The following is a 24,002-nucleotide window of genomic DNA, read 5'->3' on the forward strand; positions in this document are numbered from 1 at the left end:
TCATCTGCAAATAAACCATCGCCGCTACTGCACTCGCGAAGCGGCGAGCTGGTGTCCGATCTCTTCATGACAGGAGTTCAGCACCCGCTGCTGAATCTTCGGTGACGCCAGCATACGTGCCACGACCAGCGCTCCGACACATTGCGACAGAATCGCCCAGGCCAGGCTGTCGCTTTCCAGAATCTGCGCCCAACTTTCCTGAAGCTTGCAAATCCACAGCTCGGCCTGCTCCCTCACAACAATATCCGACCGCGCTATCTCGGCGCCAAGCGCAGGTAATGCGCAGCCCAGTTCAGGTTGCTCGACATGGGCCATGTTCAGATACAGTTTCAGGCACCGTTCAAGCCGTTCGCGATCCTGCGTACCCTGCCCGCCCAAGCGCTCCAGACTCTGGCACAACTCTCGCTCGACGATAGCCGCGAACAAGGCGTCCTTGGACGAGAAATGACTGTAGAACGCCGCCCCGCTCAAGCCGATTGCCTTCATCAGGCCATCGACGCCCATTGAAGAAAACCCGGTTTTTTTCGCAGACAGCGAGCTGCTTTGCAGGAGCTTTTCTTTGGTTTCCAGCTTGTGACCGGCGGAGTACCGCATGTATTTGTCCTCACATTGAGTGCCTTGACGCTGAGCAAATCCTAGCATAACGTTCGTTCACTTAACGATCGTTTACTAAAGGGATTCACCCATGAATAACAAGAAGGTCGTATTGGTTGTCGGTGCAGGTGATGCCACGGGCGGCGCGATCGCCAAGCGGTTCGCCAAGGAAGGTTTCGTTGCGTGCGTCACGCGGCGCAGCGCCGACAAATTGCAGCCGTTGGTGGAAGCGATTCAGGCGGACGGCGGTGAAGCCCACGGTTTTTCCTGTGATGCGCGCAAGGAAGAAGATGTAATTGCACTGATCGAAGACATCGAAACCCGCCTCGGTCCGATTGAAGCATTCGTTTTCAACATCGGCGCCAACGTGCCGTGCAGCATCCTCGAAGAAACCGCACGCAAGTATTTCAAGATCTGGGAAATGGCGTGTTTTTCCGGATTCCTCAATGCCCGAGAAGTCGCCAAACGGATGGTGATCCGAAGCCGCGGCACGATCCTGTTCACCGGCGCAACTGCCGGATTACGCGGCGCCTCAGGCTTCGCCGCATTCGCCGGAGCCAAGCACGGTATCCGGGCTCTGGCACAGAGCATGGCCAGAGAGCTTGGCCCGATGAACATCCATGTCGCCCACGTCGTGGTCGACGGCGCCATCGATACCGATTTCATCCGCGACAACTTCCCTGACAAATACGCCACCAAGGACCAGGACGGCATTCTCAATCCAGAACACATCGCCGAGAACTACTGGTATCTGCATAGCCAGCCACGGGATGCCTGGACATTCGAACTGGATCTGCGTCCGTGGAGCGAGCGCTGGTAATCTCCCCAATAACAAAAACAGAGTGCAGCGAACATGAGCAAAACCGTGGAGTTCTATTTCGATCTCGGCAGCCCCGCCACTTATCTGGCGTACACCCAACTGCCGAAAATCTGCGCCGAAAACGGTAGCCAGTTGATCTACATTCCGATGTTGCTCGGCGGCGTCTTCAAAGCCACCGGCAACGCGTCGCCGGCAATGATCCCGGCCAAGGGTCGCTACATGTTTCAGGACCTGGACCGCTACGCCAAACGCTACGGCGTGCCCCTTAAATTCAACCCGCATTTCCCGATCAATACCCTGATGTTGATGCGCGCGGTCACCGGCATTCAACTGCGTCATCCTGATCGCTTCCTGGCATTCATCGATTGCCTGTTCAAAGCGCTGTGGGTTGAAGGCCGCCCCCTCGATGAGCCGGCAGCGGTTGCCGCCGTGCTGACTGAACATGGCTTCAATCCTGAAGAAGTACTGGCATTGACCAACGATGAAGCAGTCAAGGCCGCACTAAAGGACAACACCGAAACCGCCGTAAAGCGTGGCGTCTTCGGTGCGCCGAGCATGTTCATCGACAACCAGTTGTTCTTCGGTCAGGACCGGCTCGACTTCGTGGTGGAAGCCCTTCGCTAAATCTCCACAACCAAACGCCCCTGAGCTGCTTTCGTCGCCAGCAGCTCATGGGCTTCCCCGGCGGTTTCCAGCGTGAACCGACGCGGATCAAGCAGAGGTCGCAGCTGACCGGACTCAATCAGCGCGGCAGCCTGTCGCAAAATCTCGCCATGATGCTCACAGCCCCTGCCGGTCAATAACGGCAACAAGGTGAACACGCCCGAATACGTCGCCCCACGAAACGACAACGGCGCAAGACTGTGCTGCCCCCAACCGAGGCAACTGAGCACATGCCCGCTGTAGGTCCGTGCGGCTTTGAACGAGGCGTCCAGCGTCTCTCCCCCGACCGTGTCATAAACAATGTCGAACCCCTCTCCCGCCGTGAACTCGGCGACATAGTCCTCCACCGAGCTCTCTCGATAATCGATGAACGTCGCACCGTAACCCTCGATGATCGAGCGTTGTCCCGCAGAACCCGTTGCATACACTTCAGCACCGAATGCTCGGGCCAGTTGAACGGCGAGATGCCCGACACCACCCGCACCACCGTGAATTAACACCTTCTGCCCCGCACTCACCCGAGCCCTATCCACCAGGCCTTCCCACGCCGTGATCAATATCAATGGCAGGCTCGCGGCCTCGCGCGGGCTCAGGTTCAAAGGTTTTCGTGCCAGCAGTCGCGCGTCCACCACTGCAAACTCGGCCAACGAACCTTGCGCGCCACCAATGCCCGTGGCCAACGCATACACCTCATCGCCCGGCGCCCAATCCTGCACGCCCTCACCCACCGCTTCGATCACACCCGCCAGATCCAACCCCAACACCGCTGGCAACGGTTGCCGGGCATGGGCGGCCTGCCCTGCTCGGATTTTCAGATCCAGCGGATTCACACCGCTGGCCTTGATCCGCACCAATACCTGCCCGGCCTCTGCCACGGGGCGCTCAAGGGAAACCAAGCGTAACGGCCCGTTGGCGGTGTCCACTATCAGGGCTTTCATGTTCAGTGAGTCAGTCATTTCGGTCATTCCTGTGGGAGAAAGTGAAGCCATGTTCCCGCAGCAGATCCATGCCGATAAGACGCCAAATGACTATAGTGAGCATGCCAAATCGGCATGAATGAGGCGCTTCATGGACAAGCTCAACGCAATGACCATCTTCGTCCGGGTGGTCGAACGCGGCAGTTTCTCCGCCGTCGCCCGGGAACTGCACACCACCCAGCCGACCATCAGCAAAGTCCTGCGCGCTCTTGAGAGTCAATTGGGCGGCAAGCTGATTGCCCGCAGTACACGCAAGCTGTCACTGACCGATGAAGGTCAGCGGTACTACAACGAATGTCGAAATATCCTCGCCGCTGTGGACGCTGCCGAGCACAGTTTCCAGTCCGGCAGGGAAACCGTCGCCGGACCTTTGCGGATCGGCTCCTCCGTCAGTTTCGGCCGTTTGCAGATCGCCTCGCGACTGGCGGAATTTCTGCAGCGCTACCCGCAGGTGCAGATCGACCTGCAACTCAGCGATCAGAATCTGGATCTGGTCAGCGAAGGCCTGGACGTCAGCCTGCGCATCGGCGAGCTGAACGACAGCGGCATGATCGCCCGACGCATCGGCACCACCCACCGGCTCACGGTGGCGACGCCCGATTACCTGCAACGCCACGGTCACCCACAATCACCTCAGGATCTTGCGAAGCACAACTGCCTGCAATTCAACCTGCTCAGCACTCAGAATCTGTGGACCTACGAGAAGGATGGCCAACACCACGACGTACGCATCCAGGGCAACGCCCAGAGCAACAACTCCGAAGCGATCCGCGAAATGGTCTTGGGAGGATTGGGGATTTCGCTGTCACCGGTCTGGCTGTTCAGCGAAGATTTGAAGGTGGGTCGAGTGGTCGCCCTGTTGCAGGACTACCAGACCCGATCATTGCCGATTCACGCCGTGTCCCCGGCGAACCGTCGCCAGTCCGCCAGGGTCAACGCGTTTGTCGATTTCATGACCCAGGCGCTGGCTGCAGCGCCCGAGCTTCAACCGATCAGATAGCGGCAGTACGCGTGTTCAGCCATTCCAGTGCCGCGCCTTCAAGCAGCGGACTCAGGCGCTCGCGCACCTCGGCGTGATAGGCGTTGAACCACTGTTTCTCTTCCTGCGTCAGCAACGACGGTTCCAGGCAGCGAGTGTCGATCGGGCACAGGGTCAGGGTTTCGAACTTGAGGAACTCGCCGAATTCGCTGCTTCCTGCTTCAACGTTCATCGCCAGGTTCTCGATCCGCACACCCCAGCGGCCCGGACGATACGTGCCCGGTTCAATGGAAGTGATCATCCCTGGTTGCATGGCAGTTTGCGGCGCCGGCGCCGCCTGATAGGCAATCACCTGCGGACCCTCGTGAACGTTGAGGAAATAACCCACGCCGTGACCGGTGCCGTGACCGTAATCCACGTTTTCAGCCCAGATCGGCGCACGGGCAATCGCATCCAGCAACGGCGACAGAATGCCTTTCGGGAAATGTGCGCGGGACAAGGCAATCACACCTTTCAGCACACGAGTGCAATCGCGCTTCTGCTCTTCGGTTGGCGTACCAACAGCCACCATGCGCGTGATGTCGGTAGTGCCGCCCAGGTATTGACCACCGGAATCGATCAGCAACAAGCCGTTACCCTCGATCACCGCATGTTCTTCCGGTGTGGCGTGGTAATGCGGCATCGCGCCGTTGGCATTGAATGCGGCAATGGTGTTGAAACTCAGCGACACATAATCCGGACGACGCTCACGGGCCGCCGTGAGTTTTTCGTCGATGGTCAGTTCGGTAATGCGCTCACGACCCCAGGCCGATTCCAGCCAGGTGAAAAACTCGCACAGCGCCGCGCCATCCTGCTCCATCGCCTGACGGATGTGCCCGGCATCCGCCAGACTCTTTTGCGACTTGGCCAGTGTGGTCGGGTTCAGGCCTTCGACCAGTTTCACGCCAGTGTCGAGGTTGTCCAGCAGACCGCTGGTGACCCGCGCCGGATCCACCAGAAGACTCGCGCCACTCGGAATCGCACGCAAGGCGCCGGCGACTTCGCTGTAGTCACGCAGGGTCACGCCGTCTTTTTCCAGCACGGCACGCAACTCAGCATCGACCTTGCTCAAGGCCACAAACAGCGTGGCTTGCTGCTGGCTGATCAGGGCGAAGGAAACGAACACCGGGTTGAACGACACATCGCCGCCGCGCAGGTTGAACAGCCAGGCGATGTCGTCGAGGGTGGCGATGAAGTGCCAATCGGCGCCGCGTTCCTGCAAAGTTTCGCGCAGTTTGGCGAGTTTCTCGCCACGGCTGACAGTCGCCTGCGGTGGCAGGTGCTGATAGATCGGCGCATTCGGCAACGCCGGGCGATCGCTCCAGACTTCTTTCAACACGTCGATGTCGGTCCGCAGACTGGCGCCCCGCGCTTCGAGCTTGCCGCCCAGCGTACGCGCCGATGCGACGGCCATCACCGCGCCGTCAACCGCGACCACGCCACCTTCCGGCGTCTGCTCGGCCAGCCAGTCCAGCGGGCTCGGCTGACCCGGTTGCAGTTTCACCAGTTCGATGCCGCTGCCCTTGAGTTCCTTGGTCGCCTGCTCCCAATAACGGCTGTCGGCCCAGACCCCGGCGAAATCGGTGGTGACAATCAACGTGCCGACCGAGCCATGAAAACCCGACAGCCATTGCCGGCCCTGCCAGTAACCCGGCAGGTATTCCGACAGGTGCGGGTCGGCGGACGGCACCAGCAACGCGTGGATACCTTCGCGACGCATCAGTTCACGGGTGTGCGCGAGGCGCTGGGGAACCGTTCCTTCGGTCAAAGTCTGGGTACTCATCATGTCTCCTGCCAATCACTTCATCGTTATTGTTCGGTGCCGTTCGAAGCCGGCTCGTTAAAGCCCTGTCGCCCAGAATGCCGGAGCACTGGCGCAGGCGGTCTTGATCAGATCTACAGCCTTGTCGATGTCTTCGGCGGTGGTGAAACGGCCGAGGCTCAGACGAATCGTGCGTCCCGCCAGGTGCGCGTCGTGCCCCAACGCCAGCAAAACGTGGGACGGTGTGTTGCTCGCAGAATTGCAGGCCGAGGTCGCGGAAAACGCGATCGAATGGCTCAGCGCCGCCGGATTGAACTCGCCTTCACTGAAGGTCAGGCTCAGGGTGTGCGGGATACGTTGGGTGCTGCTGCCGTTGAGGCGCACGCCGGGCAGGCTCAAGAGTTGATCGAGCAGTCGCTCGCGCAGCGCGACGATGGTTTTCTTCTCGTCATCAAACGCTTCGGCGGCCAGGGCAAAGGCCGAGCCCATGGCAGCAATCTGGTGAGTCGCCAGCGTACCGGAACGCAAGCCGCCCTCGTGCCCACCACCGTGAATCTGTGCCTGCAACCGCTGCTGCGCACGGGGCCCGACGTACAGCGCACCGATGCCTTTGGGGCCATAGAGCTTGTGCGCCGAGAACGACATGAGATCCACCGGCCATTGCGCCAGATCGATCGCGACCTTGCCGGCGCCCTGGGCCGCATCGACGTGAAACAAGGCCCCACGCCCGCGCACCACTTCGCCGATGGCCGGGATGTCGTTGACGGTGCCGAGCTCGTTGTTGACCAGCATCAGCGACACCAGAAAGGTGTCATCGCGCATCGCTTCGCTGACCGCTTGCGGGGTGATCAGGCCCTCGGCGTCCGGCACCAGATAGGTCACGGCGACACCGGCGTCCTGCAATTGCCGGGCGGTGTCGAGGATGGCCTTGTGTTCGATCTGACTGGTGATGATGTGCCCGCCGGACACACCACGGGCCTGGGCCACGCCTTTGAGGGCGAGATTGTTGGATTCGGTGGCGCCGGAGGTCCAGACGATCTGCTGCGCCTGGGCGCCGACCAGTTCGGCGACTTGCCGGCGAGCGTTCTCGACCGTTTGCCGGGCCTGCTGGCCGAAGGCGTGGGAGCTGGAGGCCGGGTTGCCGAAGTTACCGTTGAAACCCAGACACTCGATCATCACCTGGATGACCCGCTCGTCCACCGGGGTGGTGGCGGCGTAATCGAAATACAGCGGACGTGTGTTCATAAAAAGACTCGCAGAGCGTGTTCCGGGATCAGGAAGCTCGTGTCTACAAACGGCACGACGCAGCCTTGTGAGCTGCGTCCGGGTTCGAGAGCGTCATCAATACCTGATCGGATGCCGTTAAAGAAGAACAACTTCATTTAAAAGTGCGTAGGAACGCTCCTGAACGCGACTTTAACAGGCATCGGGCCGGCGGTTGTAGCACTGCGTCAGCTAAAGCTTTCAAGGAGTAACGGATACAGCGAAATCACCAGCAGCGCCGCCATGCCCCAGTTGAACACCCGCAACCAGCGGCGATCCTTCAGTACGTTGCGCAACAGAGTCCCGCACGCCGCCCAGACGCCGACGCTCGGCAGGTTGATGATGGCGAACACTGCCGCAATCACGATCACGTTGGTGAAATAACCCTGCATCGGCGTATAGGTGCTGATGGCACCGATGGCCATGATCCACGCCTTGGGATTGACCCACTGGAAGGCTGCCGCACCGAGATAGCTGATCGGTTTTGCCTCGCCCTGCTCGCTGTCGCCGACGGGGCCAGAATGGGCGATTTTCCACGCCAGGTACAGCAAGTACGCCGCGCCGACGTAACGCAGAACCGTATAAAGCAGCGGATAAGTCTGGAACACCGCGCCCAGGCCAAAACCCACCGCCACCACCAGCACGAAGAAACCGCAGGTAATGCCGAGCATATGGGGGATGGTGCGGTTAAAGCCGAAGTTCACGCCCGATGCCAGCAACATGGTGTTGTTCGGCCCCGGTGTGATCGAGGTGACAAGGGCAAACAGGGCGAAGCCCAGCAGCAGGTCGAGCGAGAGGGTCATGGCAGGCATTCCGTCAGGGTCATTCAGGTGTTGACCCTATCCCACGGCGCCGCGCAAACCCACGGACAGTTGGGTAAAACTTCGAGCAGTACAGTTGCGGATCAGCTAGGACGACCGTGCAGCTGTACGGCCCGCTCGGCGCTCATTTCACCCTTGCTGTCGAAACCGAAAGTCTTTTGTGGCTGGCCGAGCAATTCGGCTTTTTTCGCATGATATTCCTCGAAGGACAAGCCCCGACGGTTCAAGGTTTCGAGCGCCAGTTCGCGGGTTTCTTCCGCCGTGTAAGGGCGCAGTTCCGGGGAAACGTGGCTCGCGCAACCAGCGAGAACGGAGAGAGCGAGCATCAGCGAAACAGTCAGTAAACGATTCATGGGAGCGTCCTGGCGAGCAGTGTGGGTCGATGGAGAAAGGCTACGCCCGGGCACGCTCTGGCAGAAATCAACGCTCTCAATAGTGGCTATCAGAATTCGGGCAGGATTCGTCCTGCATATTCTCAAAAGACCTATCAATATCAATTAACAGTCTTTTACGGAATAACAGACAGCCTTTATAAATCCTTCATCGCGTTCGGCACTGTTGCTCCAGCAACTGTTTCCCAGGCAACAGCGGTTCAACAAACCGGGCTGAAAGTCACATGAGCACAGCCACCGAAAACGCTCAAAGCCCCGAAATACGGGCCTTACAGGAATTGGTACAGCGCTTGCTCTGCTCCAGTGACTACTCACTGCTCGCCGAGCAACTGTTGAAAAAGGAACTGACCATGTCGCGTCCACTGAAAGTCGTCGCCCTGTCCGGCGGAACCTGGCGTCCGTCCCGCACCCTGGTGTTGACCCAGGCCTTGCTGGCCGAATTGTCCGGGCACTTACCCGTCGAGAGTCACCTGATAGAACTCGGTGACATCGCCCGCCCGCTGGGCGCTGCACTGTCCCGTCAGGAACTGCCGGCCGAGATCGAAGCCGAACTGCAAGCCATCGAACAGGCTGACTTGCTGATCGTCGCCGCGCCGGTGTATCGCGGCTCCTATCCGGGACTGCTCAAGCATTTGTTCGACCTGATCGACCTGAATGCGCTGATCGACACGCCTGTGCTGCTCGCCGCCACTGGTGGCAGCGAACGCCATGCGTTGGTCCTCGATCACCAGTTGCGCCCACTGTTCAGTTTCTTCCAGGCCGTGACCCTTCCGATCGGCGTGTACGCCACCGAAGCCGATTTCGCCGACTACCAGATCACCAGCGAACCGCTCAAGGCGCGTATCCGCTTGGCCGCCGAACGCGCCGCGCCACTGTTCGGCACTCACATCAAACCGTTGCTGAAAATCGCTTAAGGAGCTGTTCATGGATGTTTTCTGGTTCCTGCCGACCCACGGCGACGGTCACTATCTGGGCACCACCCAAGGCGCGCGCCCGGTCACCCTCAATTACCTGAAACAGGTGGCGCAAGCCGCCGACAGCCTCGGCTACCACGGCGTGCTGATTCCTACCGGGCGTTCCTGCGAAGACTCGTGGGTGATCGCCTCGGCCCTGGTGCCGCTGACCGAACGCCTGCGTTATCTGGTGGCGATTCGTCCGGGGATCATCTCGCCGACGGTCTCGGCGCGCATGGCCGCAACCCTTGATCGACTGTCCAACGGCCGCTTGCTGATCAACGTCGTGACCGGCGGTGATCCGGACGAAAACCGTGGCGACGGCAGTTTCCTCAGCCACAGCGAGCGCTACGAAGTCACCGACGAATTCCTCAAGATCTGGCGTCGCGTGTTGCAAGGCGAAGCAGTGGATTTCGAAGGCAAACACCTGAAGGTGCAGAACGCCAAGGCGCTTTATCCGCCGGTGCAGAAACCCTATCCGCCACTGTATTTCGGCGGGTCCTCCGACGCGGCCCACGATCTGGCCGCCGAGCAGGTCGACGTGTACCTGACCTGGGGCGAACCACCGGCCGCCGTCGCCGAAAAACTCGCCGACGTGCGTGAGCGCGCCGCCCGTCACGGGCGCAAGGTGAAGTTCGGCATTCGCCTGCACGTGATCGTGCGCGAGACCGCCGAAGAAGCCTGGAAAGCCGCCGACAAACTGATCGAACACATCAGCGACGAAACCATCGAGGCCGCGCAGAAATCCTTTTCCCGCTTCGATTCCGAAGGCCAACGACGCATGGCCGCCCTGCACGACGGGCGCCGCGACAACCTGGAAATCGCCCCCAACCTGTGGGCCGGCGTCGGCCTGGTGCGCGGCGGTGCCGGTACTGCATTGGTGGGCGATCCGCAGCAAGTGGCGGCGCGAATCAAGGAATACGCGGATCTGGGCATCGAGAGCTTCATCTTCTCCGGCTACCCGCATCTGGAAGAGGCCTACCGCTTTGCCGAGCTGGTCTTCCCGCTGTTGCCCGAGCCGTATGCGAGCCTGGCCGGACGCGGCGTGACCAACCTCACCGGGCCGTTCGGCGAAATGATCGCCAACGATGTTCTGCCCGCCAAAGCCAACGCCTGAGGAAGACCGAGTGACTGCCAAACCGCAAAGCACCCTGCTCTCTCCGTTGCAGACCGCCCGACAACTGGCCGCCGAATTTGCCCTGACCGCCGTCGAGCGCGACGAACGCGGCGGCACACCGAAAGCCGAACGCGACGCCCTGCGCGACAGCGGTCTGCTGGCCCTGAGCATTCCCACCCGTTACGGCGGACTCGGCGCGCGCTGGAGCGAAACCCTGGAAGTCGTGCGCGAGTTCGCCAAGGTCGACAGCTCGATCGCCCACGTCTTCGGCTTTCATCATTTGATGCTCGCCACCGTCCGGTTGTTTTCCCGCCCGGAACAATGGCAGCCGTGGTTCGAACAGACCGCGCGGCAGAACTGGTTCTGGGGCAACGCGCTCAATCCGCTGGACACCCGCACCGTGGTCAAGGATCTCGGCGGCTGGCGCGAGTTTTCCGGCAAGAAGAGCTTCTGCTCCGGCGCCAGCGATTCGCAGATGCTGATCGCCTCGGCGGTGGACGAAAGCAACGGCGGCAAACTGCTGATCGCGGCGATCCCCAGCGGCCGCAGCGGCATCACCCTGCACAACGACTGGAACAACATCGGCCAGCGCCAGACCGACAGCGGCAGCGCCACGTTCGAACGGGTGCGGGTCGAGGAATCGGAACTGCTGCTGGATCCGGGGCCGCTGAGCACACCGTTCGCCTGCTTGCGCCCGTTGATCGCGCAACTGACGTTCACCCACATGTTCCTCGGCATCGCCGAAGGGGCCTTTGAAGAAGCGCGGCAATACACCCTGAGCGAAACCCGTGTCTGGCACAAATCCTCGGTGCGTGAGGTGCGTGAAGATCCTTATGTGCTGGCCCACTACGGCGAGTTCTGGGTCGCCCTCGAAGGCATCCGATTGCTGGTGGAACGCGCCGCTGCGTTGCTCGACGAGGCTTGGGCCAAAGGCCCGAACCTCAGCGCAGAAGAACGCGGCCATCTGGCCACGGCGATTGCCACGGCCAAGGTCGCCGCCAGTCGCCAGGGACTGGAGATTTGCAGCCGATTGTTCGAAGTCACCGGCGCCCGTTCGACCCACGCATCGCTGCGCCTCGACCGACACTGGCGCAACCTGCGCACGCAAACCCTGCACGACCCGCTGGATTACAAACTCCACGAGCTGGGCGACTGGGCGCTGAACCAGTCCCTGCCGGTGCCGACGTTCTATTCCTGATTTCCTTTCGTGGAGCGAGACCCATGCAACTGCTGACCCTGCCGCCCTCACCCGCCCTGGCCACATCGATTCGCGCCACTGCCCAAGTGTTCGAAGACCCGAAATCCCAGGCCCTGCTCGCGCATCTGCAACAAGTCGCGCCGAGCGAAGCCAGCGTGCTGATCATCGGCGAAACTGGCACCGGTAAAGAGTTGGTGGCGCGGCACATCCACAACCTGAGCAACCGGCGCAACCGGCCGTTCATTGCGGTGAACTGCGGGGCGTTTTCCGAATCGCTGGTGGAAGCCGAACTGTTCGGCCACGAAAAAGGCGCCTTCACCGGCGCCCTCAGTGCCAAGGCCGGGTGGTTCGAAGAGGCGGATGGCGGCACTTTGTTCCTCGATGAAATCGGCGATCTGCCGATGGCCATTCAGGTCAAATTGCTGCGGGTGTTGCAGGAACGTGAAGTGGTGCGCCTGGGTTCGCGCAAGAGCATTCCCATCGATGTGCGGGTGCTCGCAGCGACCAACGTGCAACTGGAGAAAGCCATCAACGCCGGGCATTTCCGCGAGGATCTGTATTACCGGCTGAACGTGGTCAATCTGGAACTGAGCCCGTTGCGCGAGCGGCCCGGCGATATCCTGCCGCTGACCCGGCATTTCATCGAGGCCTACAGTCAGCGCCTGGGCTACGGACGCATCACCATCAGCCCCGGCGCCGAACACAAACTGCGCGGCTACAGTTGGCCGGGCAACATCCGCGAACTGGAAAACGTCATCCATCACACGCTGTTGATCTGCCGTAACGGAGTGATCGAACGCGACGATCTGCGCCTGTCGAACCTGCGCATCGACCGTCCGGACGATCAGCACGCGACCGCCGACGACTCACCGGAAGCGCTGCTGGAACGCGCCTTCCAGAAACTCTTCGAGCAGCAGGCCGGCGCCCTGCATGAAAAAGTCGAAGACGCGTTGCTGCGCGCGGCTTATCGCTTCTGCCATTACAACCAGGTGCACACCGCGTCTCTGCTCGGCCTGAGCCGCAACGTCACCCGCACGCGACTGATCAAGATCGGCGAACTGGCGGTAAACAAGCGGCGGCCCACGGAAAACCTGCAAGGCGAGCGCTTGATCCAGCTGTCGATCTAGCCGACCAGTTGGCAGTGCAAACCGTCGTCGTGACTACGGGCGATGCTGCTCAGCACCTGGAATGAACCGAAGGTCACGGTGCGCGCCTGATGGGTGCGGATCAGTTGCCAGAAATCCTGCTCGCCGGTTTCGAAACTCTGGAACGCCGCCTCCCCCGCCTCGCGGGACTGCCATTGCAGAAAACTCAACACTCGCCGGCCATCATCGCTGGCCTGGACGCTGGCGCTGACGAAGCCGGCGTAACGCTGGGCCAGACGCTCGGTCTGCACCGCCAGCGCCGAGACCAGCGCCGGTTGCTGGCCGGGTTCGATTTCAAATTCGATCAATTGGGTAAAGCTGCGGTTTTTCGCTGGTGCTTGCATGACATCCCCACTCTGTCAGACGAATCTTGCGATTCGAAGGCCTGCAGGGTAAAACCTCGAGTTAACTAAAGGTCAAGAGGCAATTTGCAAATGATCACTGCGGAAAATGTGCACAAGCAATTGACCGTCGGAGAAGTCGCGGCCCGCAGCGGTGTGGCGGTCACCGCCCTGCACTTTTACGAATCCAAGGGTTTGATCAAGAGCCAGCGCAATGCCGGCAACCAGCGGCGTTATCCACGGGAAGTGCTGCGGCGGGTCGCGTTGATCAAGGTGGCGCAACGCCTGGGCATTCCGCTGGCGGAAATCGGCGAGGCGTTGAAACAGCTACCGGACAACCGCGCGCCAACGGCGTCGGACTGGAAAGTGTTGTCGGAGCAGTGGCGGCGTGAGCTGGACGAGCGAATCGAACAATTGATGCTGCTGCGGGACCGGCTGACCGGTTGCATCGGTTGCGGATGTCTCTCGATGGAGGCCTGCCCGCTGCGCAATCAGGGCGATGTGCTGGGCGAGCAAGGGCCGGGGGCACACTTTCTCGACGTACCCAAGTGAGGGTTCCCATTCAATGGGAACCCTCGGGTCAATCCATCAGAAACCCGGCGCAATCTGCCCTTTGTAACGGGTCAGAATGAACTGACGCACTTCATCGGAATTCAACGCCTTGGCCAGTTTTTGCAGGCCCGGATCGTTGATATTGTCGGGACGTGCGACCAGAAACTCGATGTACAGGCTCTTGCCCTTCTCGACGATCAACGCACTGTTGGTGTCGATCCCGGCTTCCAGCGCGTAGTTGGCGAACACGAACGCCAGGTCCACCTGACTCACCGAACGCGCCAGCAACGCGCCTTCCAGCTCACGGATTTTCAGGTGCTTGGGGTTTTCGGCAATGTCGCGCTGGGTGGCCAGGGTGTTGCTCGGATCCTTGAGTTTGATCAGACCCGCCTCGTGCAGCAGCACCAGCGCACGACCGGTGTTTACCGGGTCATTGGGGATCGACACGCTGGCGCCGTCCTTCAGCTCCGAAATATTTTTGATCTTGGTCGAGTAAGCACCGAACGGTTCGATGTGCACGCCGACCACCGGCACCAGATCGGTGTGGCGAGTCTTGTTGAAATCATCGAGAAACGGCCGGTACTGGTAATAGTTGGCGTCGAGGTTTTTCAGCGCCAGTTGCTGGTTGGGCTGGATGAAGTCGGTGAAGACCTTGATGTCCAGATCCACGCCTTCCTTGGCCAGGGTCGGTTTGACGAACTCGAGGATTTCCGCGTGCGGCACCGGGGTGGCACCGACGATCAGTTTTTCGTTGGCATGGGCGCCGAACGACAGTACGGCAGCCAGTACGGCCAGGGTCTTTTTCATGCTGTGCTCCAAGGCAGATTTGAGTGGCCGTCGTGGGGTGAACGTGGGGCCTTTTATGGGTTGAAACTGTTTTGTCAGCGTCGGCTGTAGTGCGCCACCAATCGGTCGCCGGTCATTTGCAGGGCCTGCACCAGAATCAGCAGCAACACCACGGTGACCACCATCACGTCGGTCTGAAAACGCTGATAGCCGTAGCGGATCGCCAGATCACCGAGCCCGCCGCCACCGATCACGCCGGCCATCGCCGTGTAATCCACCAGCACGATGGCGGTGACCGTCACCGCCGCCAGCAACCCGCCGCGGGCTTCCGGCAGCAAGGTGTGGCGAATGATTTGCCAGGTGTTGGCGCCCATGGCCTGGGTCGCCTCGACCACGCCGCGATCGACTTCGCGCAACGCGGTTTCCACCAGTCGCGCAAAGAACGGTGTGCAACCGACCACCAGCGGCGGAATCGTTCCGGGCACGCCCAGCGAGGTGCCCACCAGCAACGTGGTCAGCGGAATCAGCACGATCAGCAAAATGATGAACGGCAGCGAACGCAGCATGTTCACGATCACCGACAGCACCCGGTACAGGCCGACGGTTTCATGCAACTGGCGCTTGCCGGTGAGAAACAGCAGCAGCCCCAACGGCAGGCCCAGCAACACCGTGAACAGCAACGCCGCGCCGAGCATGCTCAGGGTGTCGAGACAGGCCTGGGCGATGTCGGCCCAGTAAATGTGTTTGAACCACTCGGCCATGATCAGGACCAGTCGTGGCGCGGCGGTTTGACGCCGTTGAGCAGCCAGTTGCCGACCACGTGGTACTTCCAGCGCACCGGGTCATGCAGGGTGTGAACCCGGGCGTTGCGCCAGTGGCGGTCGAAGTTGTGCTTCTTCAGGGTCGAGCGGGTGCCGCCGAGTTCGAACAGCTTGTTGCTGGCCTCGATGGCGACTTCGGTGGTCAGCACTTTGGCCTTGGCTACCGCCAGGGACGCCAGCGCGACGTTGTCTTCATCCGGTGCCGGACGTGCAGCGTCGAGCGCCCAACCCGCGCGTTCGAGCAAGGCTTCGGCGGCTTCCAGACGGATTTCCAGCGCGCCGATCTGAATGATCGTCAGCGGATCTTCACTGGCCTTTTCCACACCCGCATCGATCCACGGTCGGGCGAACTGGCGGACAAATTCCACGGTATCGCGCAAGGCTGCCCGGGCGATGCCGGCGTCGATGGCGGCGGTGGTCAACTGGGCGAACGGCCCGGCCAGGGTCGGGCTTTCGTAGGAACGGTACGTCGGAAACAGATTGAACGGTGCCACCTGTAAATCCTGCGCCAGCACCGTGCCGCTGGAGGTGGTGCGCTGGCCAATGCTGTCCCAATCATCAACGATCACCAGCCCTTTCGTGCCGCGCTCGACAAAGGCCAACTGGCCCTTCTGTTCTTCATCCAGCGCCAGCACCGCCAGCCAGTGGGCGTAGAGCGAACCGGTGCAGTAGCCCTTGCGACCGTTGATCACGAAACCGTCGCCATAACGGCGGAGGGTCGCCTGAATATCCTGCACGTTCTTGCCGCCGGTTTCCGACAGCGCATTGGCGAAGCGATGACCTTGCAGTGCCAGCTCAAAGAAATGCGCCTGCTGCGCCGGCGTGCCTTGCAGGCGGATGTCTTCGAGCAGGCAGTAATGGTTTTGCGGGATCTGCCCGAGGGACGGATCGGCGGCGGAAATGATCGCGATCACCTGCGCCAGCACCGCGTAGGACACCTGCGCGCCGCCGTATTCCTTCGGCACTGTGATGCCCCACAGGCCACTCTTGGAATACAGATCGATGATCTCGGCGGGCACTTCGCGGTTACGGTCACGCTCGGCGGCATGTTCCTGCAAGACGGCGGCGACCTGCGCGGCCACGCGCAAGGCTTCGGCGTCGTCGGCGATCCGGTGGGCGGCGGGCGGGTTGATGGGATAAACGGCAGATTCAGACATGGATGACTCTCGGTATCGGTTTTGTACCGGGTCATTGCAGCTTCTGTGCCTGACTGACAAGCCTTGTCTTTCGGGGGTTACAGCGGACTTTCAGGGTATCTGACGATGAAAACCCGCGCATTCTGCTGCTTCACTGTCGATGGCTGAACAGTGCGGTGGCTGCTCGTCGGCTACTCGGCCATGGCGGCGGCACGGATCTATAGTTGAGCGACCGGCAACCCCGGCGAAGGCACACCGTCAACCTCTAATAAAAACCAGGCAACAAATAACAGGGAGTACCGCCATGAGCGTCAAACCCATTCCCGAGGGGTATCACAGCATTACCCCGTACCTCGGCATTCACAAAGCTGCCGAAGCCATCGATTTCTATAAGAAAGCATTCGGTGCCACCGAAGTCATGCGCCTGAGCATGCCCGACGGCGGCATCGGCCACGCCGAACTGCGCATCGGCGACAGCGCGATCATGCTCGGCTCGCCATGCGATCAAGGGCCGTTGAGCAATCCGGACACAGCGGTGTCGGTCGGTCTGCACCTGTACGTGACCGATGTCGACAAATCCTTTCAGCGTGCGCTGGAGGCCGGGGCGACAGCCGTGTCCGAGGTCAAGGATCAGTTCTACGGCGACCGCAGCGGGACATTGAAAGATCCGTACGGGCATCTGTGGTTCCTGGCCACGCGCAAGGAGGATCTGACGCAAGAGCAGATCGAGCAGCGGGCGAAGGAGATGTTTCAGTAGAAGTCATGTGACCGATCAACCAGCATGGCGGTTGACTGGAGAACGTCAACTGCTTTGCTTCACGACCAGAGATCCAGACAAAAGGCGGGCTTGCAACGTAAAGGCAAAGTGCTATACCTCAAGATACGGTGTCCAGCATTCATCGAAACTGAATCAATTGAATACTGGCCGTCCGCCAAGGAAGGATCCCATGTTCCCATTTCGTCAGGTATTTCTGATTTCCTGGGCAACGTTCACGTTCTCCTCATCGAACACTGTTCACGCAACTGATTTTACATGTCGAAACAGTACCGCAGAGCTTGCCGCCATACCCGTTGGATTGGCTAGCGAAACGCCCTTGGTGAAATTTTCAAATGTGTCGGACGCGTCAACTGACAAGCAATATCAAGTCATTCGTTACTTCAATGGCGTGCTCTACAAATCGATGGGAGATCAGCCAAGTATCGCCAGCGTCAACCATCGGACAATGGATATCAGAAATGAGTTATCGGCAAAAAACTCGAACGAAAGCAACTTCATCAAATTACCGAGCGACACGATTGGATACTGGAACGATAAACATCCTGTCTCTTCTCCACCACTTTCTGGAGAGCGAGTATCGCCAACCATTTTGGGCATTGAGAGAAGCGCGCAACTGATCGCCTTCAACTTTCGACATGACGTTACCAGTCGAACCATCAGCACTGACGATTCTGAAACTCAAATCACCGAATCCATGAGCCCTTCTCCAAAAGGTGGCAATGCGAAAGACTTGATTGATCGTTATAGAAACAAGAACCTCTCAGCCTGTACACCAGAAATTACTAATGCTTACCAAAAACAGCGCATCGCCTTGAAAGGCACAGGAATAGGCCTCCCACAAGAGCTGGCGAGACTCTACTTAAACAATAGAAATGAATTCAATCGTCAACATAGTGAAAAAACGGTCCAGGAACTCACCGCAAAATATATCGATTCATTCAAGCAACTCATTGATAACTGCTACACCGCTGCCGAACAATCTTCTTTTGTAAAGGACCATTCCTTGATGAGTCGTCTGGGACGCATTACCTGGGCAGACAACGATGCATGTACAGGTATGCTGGTAGGTAAAGGTACGTATGTGCTGACGGCAAGACACTGTTTCAAAGAAATCAACAGCCATTCAGATCTTTGGTTCAGGCCCGCAACAAGCCAGGATCGATATCAAGTTTGCGCTATTGGTCAGGCAAACGCGCTGTCCGAGGACAAACTCAAGGATGTTGCTCAAGATCAAGTTATCGTGAGGATTGCGCCAGGATTGAAAGATCCGGCTGCCATCAGCGTTTTATTAAAGTCATCCCTCCGATCAATGGTCGAAGAAAAAAATGGTGACACCACAGCACCCACGTTGCTTACCCAAATTTCTTACATGCCTTTGGCGAATACGGTGAGCCCCAATAGATTCCCATCGGGCTATGTACAAGGAAAGTCCGGGGTGTGTGCTGCAAAAGAAAAAAATAAGGGATGTTTCAGTCATTTCTGCAGCATGGAATCTGGAGGAAGTGGCTCTGCCCTCTTTGTCGCCAACCAAAAAGACCTGACACTGGCAGGCACACATATCGGCGATTCCGACAAGACTAACAACTGTGAAGAAAGCTTTGTTCTCAACGTCGCAACCTACATTAACAAGGCACTGCTGCAACCGTTCTCTAACGCGGTGAAATTTATCGGAACTCCATAAAGCGAGAAAAATCATGATATCCAATCGATTTTTTATTGCCCTGCTAATCACGTCCATTGCCGGCTGCGCAGACACTTCCAAGCCGACGCCGTCAATGGAGCGCGTAGCGGATCAAGGTTATCAGATGCGAATTGCCTTTTTCCCTGGCGAGAATTGCCCCGTTACCAAAGGAGCTGGACAGGAGGCCGCCGTATTGGCCGCGGCAGGTGTTGCAATCGCCGCAGAAGTCGCCGGTAAGGTTGTAGGTAATGCCGTAGATGCCTTGGGAGATTATCTCAGTAAAGAGCAAGCCATCAGCTACAAAGACTCCAGCCGCATGGACGGTTTTGCAAAGACCAGCAAGGACCACCTCCTTACAGCAAACGAAGAACAGTCATGCATGATTATCGCGATCGCGAAAAGTTTCGGAACGTTATCTGGTGATGCTCAGTCGTTCTCCCACGACACCAAACTTCAAAGTGCTAGAACCTCAATCAATGAAGCCACGGGCATTAACGGGTCATTAGCTTTCTATCTCGAATCGACCATCGTATTCAGCGGTGGGGAAAAAAATCTCCCCACTGCGTTCACTTTCGTTCCCGTGTACTGGTACTACCCCCAGTTCATCACACCTGACAGCTGGCGCTTTGGTTCCGAGCGTGATGTATTGTTGCGCGCTGAACTGAGCAGTCCAGGTGCAACATCGCCCTTCGGCCTGCTGGAGTTGCAGTGGAATGCAGTCAAAAGCGGTGGCATCAGTAGACAGTCTGTCGTAGGCAGAAAATTACCATGGTCTCCATTGCCTGAAGGATTGACACAAGCGGCGGCGAAAGTGACCTCTGAAAGCAAAAAAATGATCTATCCCGTCAACGTCAGTGCCATCTTTACAGAAACCGCCAAACCTTATGTATTACTCAAATACACGGGCGATGCCCTCAAGAGCCAGAGAGCGGCATTGAGCAGTGCTGCCGAGGACACCGTAACGCAAGCATTTTCACAACAGGCACGCATTACGGCCAGACAATCGGCCGTGGGGGATATCGAAAAAAAATATAACGACTATTCGACCGCCTACGACAACGCAAGTGCAAGCTACACCACTTATAAAAATGCCACCGGCATTGAAAAGACCAAAGCACTCGCGAGGGCCAGAATCGCTTATGAAAGACTGGACAACAGCGAAACCACTCTGCAGGCCGCCTATAACAATGCAGGAATTGGCTCATTTGATCCCTTGCCGGCACTGACGCCACTTCAATAGACACAGGTGGGTTCGAACGGAGTTCTGTTGGCAACACATTTCATGGACAGACAATTCACGGTTTGTGCCTTGCCCCGGAGGACAGCTGATTCCAGTATGCAGACAACAGTCTGAATAGAGGGTCAGCCTCCGATGTTTACCGGATTCCGCAAAGACCAGCGCCACGTCAACGGTGTGGACATCAGCTACCGCCTCAAAGGCAGCGGCCCGGGCCTGCTGCTGTTACACGGGCACCCGCAGACCCACGTCATCTGGCACAAGATCGCCGAGCAACTGGCGGAGCACTTCACGGTAGTCGCCGCCGACCTGCGCGGTTATGGCGACAGCAGCCGACCGCCGGCGGATGAGGCTCACCTCAATTATTCCAAGCGCGAGATGGCCCGCGACGGCGTGCAATTGATGAAAGCGTTGGGTTTCGAGCAGTTCTCGATCCTTGCCCATGACCGTGGCGCGCGGGTCGCCCATCGTCTGGCCCTTGATCATCCCGCCGTCGTACAGCGCATGGTTCTGCTCGACATCGCGCCGACGCTGGCGATGTACAGCCAGACCAATGAAGCCTTCGCCCGGGCCTACTGGCACTGGTTCTTCCTGATCCGCCCGGCGCCGTTGCCGGAAACCCTGATCGAAGCCGATCCCGAAGGTTACCTGCGCAGTGTCATGGGCAGCCGCAGCGCCGGGCTCGCGCCCTTCACCGACGAGGCCTTCAGCGAATACCGGCGTTGCCTGGAACGTCCCGGCAGTGCTCGGGGGATCTGCGAGGACTACCGCGCCAGTGCCGGCATCGACCTGGAACATGATCGCGCCGATCTCGCGGCCGGTCGCCACCTAAACTTGCCCTTACTGGTGCTGTGGGGCGCCGAGGGCACTGTCGGTCGCTGCTTCGATCCACTCAAGGAATGGCAACAGGTTGCCACCGACGTAAGAGGCAAGGCCCTGCCTGCCGGGCATTACCTCGCCGAAGAAGTCCCTGAGCTGTTGCTCACCGAAGCACTCGACTTTCTCCGCTGATTCCCCTCCTTCAATCCGACGGCATGTGCCGTCGGACTGCTTCGCCTCCCCCCAGAAATCTGCCCACGCGACAGCAACATGCAATCGCGAAACATTTACTTTCATATCGTTTATCGGGATTTGCTTCGGTCATCCGTCTTATAGAGATGCGGGCTGGTCGCGTAGGCAAAAGCCACGACCGGCCTTTCAGGGGAACCCCGTGCTGCGAAGCCCGTAGTACCGCCCCCTCACTCTGAATCAAGACTTGTCATCATGTCGAAGAAATCCCGCTCGAAACTGTGGTTCCTGGTACACAGCTGGCTGGCGTTGCCGATCTGGTTTTTCGTGCTGATCGTCTGCGTCACCGGCACCCTGGCGGTGGTCAGCCAGGAAATCGTCTGGCTGGCCAACCCGCAAATGCGTGCCAGCGCGCCGTCGGACGATGCGCCGCTGCTCAGCTACGACCAGATCATCGCGGCCATCAAGAAAGCCGAGCCGCAAACGGTCGTGCAAGAGATCGACCGCCCCGATGAATCGCACTTTGCCCTCGATGTCCGCGTCAGCTACCCCGACGGGCGCTCGCTGACGGTCTACGTCAATCCGTACACGGGCGTCATTCAGGGCGAGGCCCCGGCGTTCAATTTCAAAGGTTTCACCCGCGCCCTGCATGGCTGGTGGCTGGTGCCCTTCACCAACGGCTACAGCTGGGGCTGGTACCTGGTGTCGATCCTCGGCCTGCCCATGCTCGCCTCGCTGGTGACCGGGCTGGTGGTGTACAAGCGCTTCTGGAAAGGCTTTTTCAGCCCGACCTTGCGATTGCGCCACGGCGCGCGGATTTTCTGGGGCGATTTCCACCGCCTCAGCGGCATCTGGTCGATCTGGTTCATTGCGGTGATTTCTATTACCGGCACCTGGTTCCTGATTCAGGCGCTGCTGGCCGACAACCACATTTCCATCTCGAGCGAACCGGTGATCCCGGCCATGTCCCGTGAGAGCGTGCCCCTCTCGGCGGACGGTTCGCCGGCCCCACAGATCAGTCTCGATCGCGCGATCGAGATCGCCCAGCAGAAAATCCCCGGGCTGGAAACCAGCTATGTCAGTCTGCCGGGCAACGCCTACAGCCACCTCGATATCGGGGGGCGCGGCTGGTATCCGTTGATGTATCAGCGCGCGACGATCAATCCGTACAACGGCGAAATCGCTGCCTCGCGCCTGCTGTCCGACCGGACTTCGCTGGAGTTCGTCACCGAATCCATGCGGCCGTTGCACACCGGTGACTTCGGCGGATTGTGGATCAAGCTGATCTGGTTCTTCTTCGGGCTGCTGCTGAGCATGATGGTGCTCAGCGGACTGCTGATCTGGACCAAACGCACCGCACTGGCCACCGCCAACGCCCTCAAGCGCGAGCACAAGAAGCAACGCGTCAAGGCGCAACCGGCCCTGAACCGTGAACCGTCGGAGGTCAACCCGTGAGCCAGTCCAACGTTGCAAACCGTCCTTCACGCCTGAGCCTGTTCTGGCACAAGTGGCGCTTCCACATCAACGTGTTGCTGCTGTTGATCCCGCTGGGCTTCATGCCCCGGTACTTTGCGGACCAGTCGCTGTTTCGCGGCGACACTGGCCTGGGCGAACGCGAAGTCGGAGAAGTCCAGGTCGGCCCCTGGAGCCTGCGCATGGCCGAATTCCGTGACGAGGCGCCCCGCCCCGCCGGGCCTGCCGGCCACATGAAAAGCTTCAATGTCGCGTTGTGCGATGCCTGCATCGACCAGGTCAAGGCCACCTACCTGCGCATCGGCAAACCGCGCAGCCTGCGCGCCGCCGGGGTGATCTTCTTCGGCACGCCGTATCGCATGGGCACCCAGTTGCCGATCCCGGAAAAGACCCGAACCGACGCCGAACTGTGGATCACCATGGAAGGCTGGGACGGCAGCATGCATCAGGCCTCGATCCCCCTGAGCCAGGCCTCCCCCGCCACCATCGCCTGGCTGAACAAACAAGGAGCCAAACCATGACTCTCGCCCGACGCTTTTCCCGCCTGCGCCTGAGCAGCCTGATGCTGGTGCTGTGTGCCGGTTTCAGCGCCAGCGCCCTGGCCCACAACCCGATGTGCGAGTGCAAGGCCATCGACGCCGAGCAGATCAAATGCACCGGCGGCTTCTCCGACGGCAGCGGCGCACCGGGGGTGACCCTCGATGTGATCGGCTATGACGAAACCATTCTGGTGCCGGGCAAGCTTGGCGCCGATTCGACCCTGACCTTCAAGAAACCCGGCGCCGAGTTCTACGTGCTGTTCGACGCAGGTCCCGGCCACGTGGTCGAAATCGACCAAGCGGATATCGAAGCCCCATGACCACGCCGACCACCCAGGTTGTACGCCCGGCCGGTGCCGGGCATGAAACTCTCAATGTGCTGCTGATGTGCCTGTTGATCCTCGCGGTCGCCGGATCGGTAGTCGCATGGCGCGGCGTCTCCCACGAACCGGAGCCGGTTTCCAGCCATCAGCTGGATGCCCGCCGCGATCTCGGCGCCAGCGAGCAAGGCATCTATGCCGACTTGCGGGTGACCCTCGACGAGATCCACCTGCTGCGCGAAGAACAGCAAACGCTGCCGACCCCGCAGAACCTGGCGGACGAAGGCTTTGCCCCGTTTGCCCATGACGCCAGCTCGGTCAGTCGTGGTGGTCATGCCTGGCAGTTGCTGGCCGACCGCGCCTACTTCGGCCACAGCCAGGCACCGGCCGTGGCCGGTTCGTTTCTGATGCGCCTGAACGCAGCCGATGGCGCCGTGCCGGACATCTGGCTCAACCGCGCCACCGACCTGCAAGCGCCGGCAGAACTGTCCGACGCAGCGCTGTCCGCCGCCGGCTGGAAACAGATCGTCGCGCAATTCGATGCCGGGGTGACCCGCGAACATCGTCATTGAACCCTCGCCTTCATTCGAGAGAAGACCGCTTGCCC

27 protein-coding genes (1 of these 27 only partly in view) are annotated in these 24,002 nt (G+C 59.7%); 17 read left to right on the forward strand and 10 right to left on the reverse strand.

Features of this window, described 5'->3' with window-relative positions:
• On the forward strand, positions 1-14 hold the 3' portion of the coding sequence (locus tag AC0R79_RS21360) for a hypothetical protein (protein ID WP_007955851.1). 268 nt of this gene lie to the left of the window's left edge; only the last 14 of its 282 coding nucleotides appear in the window; the start codon falls outside the window, past its left edge; its stop codon occupies positions 12-14.
• A 10-nt stretch (positions 15-24) separates the two neighbouring features.
• Here AC0R79_RS21360 and AC0R79_RS21365 read toward each other — a convergent pair whose 3' ends face one another.
• Entirely contained in the window at positions 25-594 is a 570-nt protein-coding gene (locus AC0R79_RS21365; RefSeq protein WP_007955849.1) for a TetR/AcrR family transcriptional regulator, read from the reverse strand.
• 91 nt (positions 595-685) lie between these two features.
• On the opposite strand from AC0R79_RS21365, the gene AC0R79_RS21370 reads away from it, so the two are divergent.
• Positions 686-1,414, forward strand: a complete 729-nt coding sequence (locus AC0R79_RS21370; protein ID WP_474731625.1) for an SDR family oxidoreductase — start codon at positions 686-688, stop codon at positions 1,412-1,414.
• Positions 1,415-1,447: 33 nt separating this feature from the next.
• Positions 1,448-2,038, forward strand: a complete 591-nt coding sequence (locus AC0R79_RS21375) for a 2-hydroxychromene-2-carboxylate isomerase (RefSeq protein ID WP_127799081.1) — start codon at positions 1,448-1,450, stop codon at positions 2,036-2,038.
• Here AC0R79_RS21375 and AC0R79_RS21380 read toward each other — a convergent pair.
• The gene (locus AC0R79_RS21380; protein WP_127799083.1) at positions 2,035-3,033 is read right to left on the reverse strand and encodes a zinc-dependent alcohol dehydrogenase family protein; all 999 of its coding nucleotides are present in this window, start codon (positions 3,031-3,033) and stop codon (positions 2,035-2,037) included. The two genes, AC0R79_RS21375 and AC0R79_RS21380, sit on opposite strands and share 4 nt — an antisense overlap.
• A 112-nt stretch (positions 3,034-3,145) precedes the next feature.
• On the opposite strand from AC0R79_RS21380, the gene AC0R79_RS21385 reads away from it, so the two are divergent.
• On the forward strand, positions 3,146-4,054 hold the full coding sequence (locus tag AC0R79_RS21385) for a LysR family transcriptional regulator (RefSeq protein ID WP_375747607.1): 909 nt from the start codon (positions 3,146-3,148) through the stop codon (positions 4,052-4,054).
• Here the strand turns inward: AC0R79_RS21385 and AC0R79_RS21390 are convergent.
• The 4 genes from AC0R79_RS21390 to AC0R79_RS21405 all read right to left on the reverse strand — a co-directional run bounded on the left by AC0R79_RS21390 (position 4,047) and on the right by AC0R79_RS21405 (position 8,271).
• Positions 4,047-5,855: an aminopeptidase P family protein gene (locus AC0R79_RS21390; protein WP_127799087.1), complete on the reverse strand. Its 1,809-nt coding sequence runs from the start codon at positions 5,853-5,855 to the stop codon at positions 4,047-4,049. The genes AC0R79_RS21385 and AC0R79_RS21390 overlap by 8 nt on opposite strands.
• A gap of 57 nt (positions 5,856-5,912) precedes the next feature.
• The gene (locus AC0R79_RS21395) at positions 5,913-7,079 is read right to left on the reverse strand and encodes an aminotransferase class V-fold PLP-dependent enzyme (RefSeq protein ID WP_127799089.1); all 1,167 of its coding nucleotides are present in this window, start codon (positions 7,077-7,079) and stop codon (positions 5,913-5,915) included.
• A gap of 206 nt (positions 7,080-7,285) precedes the next feature.
• Positions 7,286-7,900, reverse strand: coding sequence for a LysE family translocator (locus tag AC0R79_RS21400; protein WP_007955835.1), 615 nt, complete (start codon positions 7,898-7,900; stop codon positions 7,286-7,288).
• Positions 7,901-8,001: 101 nt separating this feature from the next.
• Entirely contained in the window at positions 8,002-8,271 is a 270-nt protein-coding gene (locus AC0R79_RS21405; protein ID WP_474731628.1) for a hypothetical protein, read from the reverse strand.
• A 389-nt stretch (positions 8,272-8,660) separates the two neighbouring features.
• On the opposite strand from AC0R79_RS21405, the gene msuE reads away from it, so the two are divergent.
• Genes msuE through AC0R79_RS21425 form a run of 4 tightly spaced genes read left to right on the forward strand, consistent with a single transcriptional unit; the run spans position 8,661 to position 12,705 of the window.
• On the forward strand, positions 8,661-9,224 hold the full coding sequence (gene msuE / locus AC0R79_RS21410) for an FMN reductase (protein WP_007955830.1): 564 nt from the start codon (positions 8,661-8,663) through the stop codon (positions 9,222-9,224).
• A gap of 10 nt (positions 9,225-9,234) precedes the next feature.
• Entirely contained in the window at positions 9,235-10,380 is a 1,146-nt protein-coding gene (gene ssuD, locus AC0R79_RS21415) for an FMNH2-dependent alkanesulfonate monooxygenase (protein ID WP_007955828.1), read from the forward strand.
• 10 nt (positions 10,381-10,390) lie between these two features.
• The gene (locus tag AC0R79_RS21420) at positions 10,391-11,578 is read left to right on the forward strand and encodes an acyl-CoA dehydrogenase family protein (protein ID WP_007955826.1); all 1,188 of its coding nucleotides are present in this window, start codon (positions 10,391-10,393) and stop codon (positions 11,576-11,578) included.
• A gap of 23 nt (positions 11,579-11,601) precedes the next feature.
• Positions 11,602-12,705 carry a sigma-54 interaction domain-containing protein gene (locus tag AC0R79_RS21425; RefSeq protein ID WP_127799091.1) on the forward strand — a complete coding sequence of 368 codons (1,104 nt, stop codon included), beginning with the start codon at positions 11,602-11,604 and terminating at the stop codon, positions 12,703-12,705.
• Here AC0R79_RS21425 and AC0R79_RS21430 read toward each other — a convergent pair.
• Positions 12,702-13,067 (reverse strand): antibiotic biosynthesis monooxygenase, encoded by a 366-nt coding sequence (locus AC0R79_RS21430; protein WP_007955823.1) that lies wholly within the window; start codon positions 13,065-13,067, stop codon positions 12,702-12,704. The genes AC0R79_RS21425 and AC0R79_RS21430 overlap by 4 nt on opposite strands.
• 90 nt (positions 13,068-13,157) lie before the next feature.
• Here AC0R79_RS21430 and soxR point away from each other — a divergent pair, with 90 nt between their 5' ends.
• Positions 13,158-13,616 (forward strand): redox-sensitive transcriptional activator SoxR, encoded by a 459-nt coding sequence (soxR, locus tag AC0R79_RS21435; protein ID WP_474731629.1) that lies wholly within the window; start codon positions 13,158-13,160, stop codon positions 13,614-13,616.
• 36 nt (positions 13,617-13,652) lie between these two features.
• On the opposite strand, the gene AC0R79_RS21440 is transcribed toward soxR, so the two are convergent.
• The 3 genes from AC0R79_RS21440 to AC0R79_RS21450 all read right to left on the reverse strand — a co-directional run bounded on the left by AC0R79_RS21440 (position 13,653) and on the right by AC0R79_RS21450 (position 16,380).
• Complete coding sequence (locus tag AC0R79_RS21440) at positions 13,653-14,423, reverse strand: MetQ/NlpA family ABC transporter substrate-binding protein (protein WP_262193662.1); 771 nt, start codon at positions 14,421-14,423, stop codon at positions 13,653-13,655.
• Between the two features lie 74 nt (positions 14,424-14,497).
• On the reverse strand, positions 14,498-15,163 hold the full coding sequence (locus tag AC0R79_RS21445) for a methionine ABC transporter permease (RefSeq protein WP_007955819.1): 666 nt from the start codon (positions 15,161-15,163) through the stop codon (positions 14,498-14,500).
• 2 nt (positions 15,164-15,165) lie between these two features.
• Positions 15,166-16,380 carry an SfnB family sulfur acquisition oxidoreductase gene (locus AC0R79_RS21450; protein WP_474731630.1) on the reverse strand — a complete coding sequence of 405 codons (1,215 nt, stop codon included), beginning with the start codon at positions 16,378-16,380 and terminating at the stop codon, positions 15,166-15,168.
• A gap of 283 nt (positions 16,381-16,663) precedes the next feature.
• Between AC0R79_RS21450 and AC0R79_RS21455 the strand changes: the two genes are divergently transcribed.
• The 8 genes from AC0R79_RS21455 to AC0R79_RS21490 all read left to right on the forward strand — a co-directional run bounded on the left by AC0R79_RS21455 (position 16,664) and on the right by AC0R79_RS21490 (position 23,967).
• Positions 16,664-17,116, forward strand: coding sequence for a VOC family protein (locus AC0R79_RS21455; protein ID WP_474731631.1), 453 nt, complete (start codon positions 16,664-16,666; stop codon positions 17,114-17,116).
• Positions 17,117-17,306: 190 nt separating this feature from the next.
• Positions 17,307-18,818, forward strand: coding sequence for a trypsin-like serine peptidase (locus AC0R79_RS21460; protein WP_474731632.1), 1,512 nt, complete (start codon positions 17,307-17,309; stop codon positions 18,816-18,818).
• A gap of 13 nt (positions 18,819-18,831) precedes the next feature.
• Positions 18,832-20,058, forward strand: a complete 1,227-nt coding sequence (locus AC0R79_RS21465; RefSeq protein WP_474731633.1) for a hypothetical protein — start codon at positions 18,832-18,834, stop codon at positions 20,056-20,058.
• A gap of 132 nt (positions 20,059-20,190) precedes the next feature.
• A complete protein-coding gene (locus AC0R79_RS21470) occupies positions 20,191-21,066 on the forward strand; it encodes an alpha/beta fold hydrolase (protein ID WP_474731635.1) in 876 nt (291 codons plus the stop codon).
• A gap of 252 nt (positions 21,067-21,318) precedes the next feature.
• Positions 21,319-22,518 (forward strand): PepSY-associated TM helix domain-containing protein, encoded by a 1,200-nt coding sequence (locus AC0R79_RS21475; protein WP_127799101.1) that lies wholly within the window; start codon positions 21,319-21,321, stop codon positions 22,516-22,518.
• Positions 22,515-23,057 carry a thiamine pyrophosphate-binding protein gene (locus AC0R79_RS21480; protein WP_085607072.1) on the forward strand — a complete coding sequence of 181 codons (543 nt, stop codon included), beginning with the start codon at positions 22,515-22,517 and terminating at the stop codon, positions 23,055-23,057. Before AC0R79_RS21475 ends, AC0R79_RS21480 begins: the two co-directional genes overlap by 4 nt.
• On the forward strand, positions 23,054-23,395 hold the full coding sequence (locus AC0R79_RS21485; protein WP_007955813.1) for a hypothetical protein: 342 nt from the start codon (positions 23,054-23,056) through the stop codon (positions 23,393-23,395). Before AC0R79_RS21480 ends, AC0R79_RS21485 begins: the two co-directional genes overlap by 4 nt.
• Positions 23,392-23,967: a DUF6162 family protein gene (locus tag AC0R79_RS21490; RefSeq protein WP_474731637.1), complete on the forward strand. Its 576-nt coding sequence runs from the start codon at positions 23,392-23,394 to the stop codon at positions 23,965-23,967. The genes AC0R79_RS21485 and AC0R79_RS21490 overlap by 4 nt, the downstream gene beginning before the upstream one ends.
• Positions 23,968-24,002 lie beyond the last annotated feature (35 nt).

Source organism: Pseudomonas sp. HD57-3 (genome assembly GCF_056113135.1).

Coding starts and splice junctions, on each gene's coding strand:
- AC0R79_RS21365 (WP_007955849.1), bottom strand. CDS start 594: ATGCGGTACTCCGCCGGTCACAAGCTGGAAACCAAAGAAAAGCTCCTG.
- AC0R79_RS21370 (WP_474731625.1), top strand. CDS start 686: ATGAATAACAAGAAGGTCGTATTGGTTGTCGGTGCAGGTGATGCCACG.
- AC0R79_RS21375 (WP_127799081.1), top strand. CDS start 1,448: ATGAGCAAAACCGTGGAGTTCTATTTCGATCTCGGCAGCCCCGCCACT.
- AC0R79_RS21380 (WP_127799083.1), bottom strand. CDS start 3,033: ATGACTGACTCACTGAACATGAAAGCCCTGATAGTGGACACCGCCAAC.
- AC0R79_RS21385 (WP_375747607.1), top strand. CDS start 3,146: ATGGACAAGCTCAACGCAATGACCATCTTCGTCCGGGTGGTCGAACGC.
- AC0R79_RS21390 (WP_127799087.1), bottom strand. CDS start 5,855: ATGAGTACCCAGACTTTGACCGAAGGAACGGTTCCCCAGCGCCTCGCG.
- AC0R79_RS21395 (WP_127799089.1), bottom strand. CDS start 7,079: ATGAACACACGTCCGCTGTATTTCGATTACGCCGCCACCACCCCGGTG.
- AC0R79_RS21400 (WP_007955835.1), bottom strand. CDS start 7,900: ATGACCCTCTCGCTCGACCTGCTGCTGGGCTTCGCCCTGTTTGCCCTT.
- AC0R79_RS21405 (WP_474731628.1), bottom strand. CDS start 8,271: ATGAATCGTTTACTGACTGTTTCGCTGATGCTCGCTCTCTCCGTTCTC.
- msuE (WP_007955830.1), top strand. CDS start 8,661: ATGTCGCGTCCACTGAAAGTCGTCGCCCTGTCCGGCGGAACCTGGCGT.
- ssuD (WP_007955828.1), top strand. CDS start 9,235: ATGGATGTTTTCTGGTTCCTGCCGACCCACGGCGACGGTCACTATCTG.
- AC0R79_RS21425 (WP_127799091.1), top strand. CDS start 11,602: ATGCAACTGCTGACCCTGCCGCCCTCACCCGCCCTGGCCACATCGATT.
- AC0R79_RS21430 (WP_007955823.1), bottom strand. CDS start 13,067: ATGCAAGCACCAGCGAAAAACCGCAGCTTTACCCAATTGATCGAATTT.
- soxR (WP_474731629.1), top strand. CDS start 13,158: ATGATCACTGCGGAAAATGTGCACAAGCAATTGACCGTCGGAGAAGTC.
- AC0R79_RS21440 (WP_262193662.1), bottom strand. CDS start 14,423: ATGAAAAAGACCCTGGCCGTACTGGCTGCCGTACTGTCGTTCGGCGCC.
- AC0R79_RS21445 (WP_007955819.1), bottom strand. CDS start 15,163: ATGGCCGAGTGGTTCAAACACATTTACTGGGCCGACATCGCCCAGGCC.
- AC0R79_RS21450 (WP_474731630.1), bottom strand. CDS start 16,380: ATGTCTGAATCTGCCGTTTATCCCATCAACCCGCCCGCCGCCCACCGG.
- AC0R79_RS21455 (WP_474731631.1), top strand. CDS start 16,664: ATGAGCGTCAAACCCATTCCCGAGGGGTATCACAGCATTACCCCGTAC.
- AC0R79_RS21460 (WP_474731632.1), top strand. CDS start 17,307: ATGTTCCCATTTCGTCAGGTATTTCTGATTTCCTGGGCAACGTTCACG.
- AC0R79_RS21465 (WP_474731633.1), top strand. CDS start 18,832: ATGATATCCAATCGATTTTTTATTGCCCTGCTAATCACGTCCATTGCC.
- AC0R79_RS21470 (WP_474731635.1), top strand. CDS start 20,191: ATGTTTACCGGATTCCGCAAAGACCAGCGCCACGTCAACGGTGTGGAC.
- AC0R79_RS21475 (WP_127799101.1), top strand. CDS start 21,319: ATGTCGAAGAAATCCCGCTCGAAACTGTGGTTCCTGGTACACAGCTGG.
- AC0R79_RS21485 (WP_007955813.1), top strand. CDS start 23,054: ATGACTCTCGCCCGACGCTTTTCCCGCCTGCGCCTGAGCAGCCTGATG.
- AC0R79_RS21490 (WP_474731637.1), top strand. CDS start 23,392: ATGACCACGCCGACCACCCAGGTTGTACGCCCGGCCGGTGCCGGGCAT.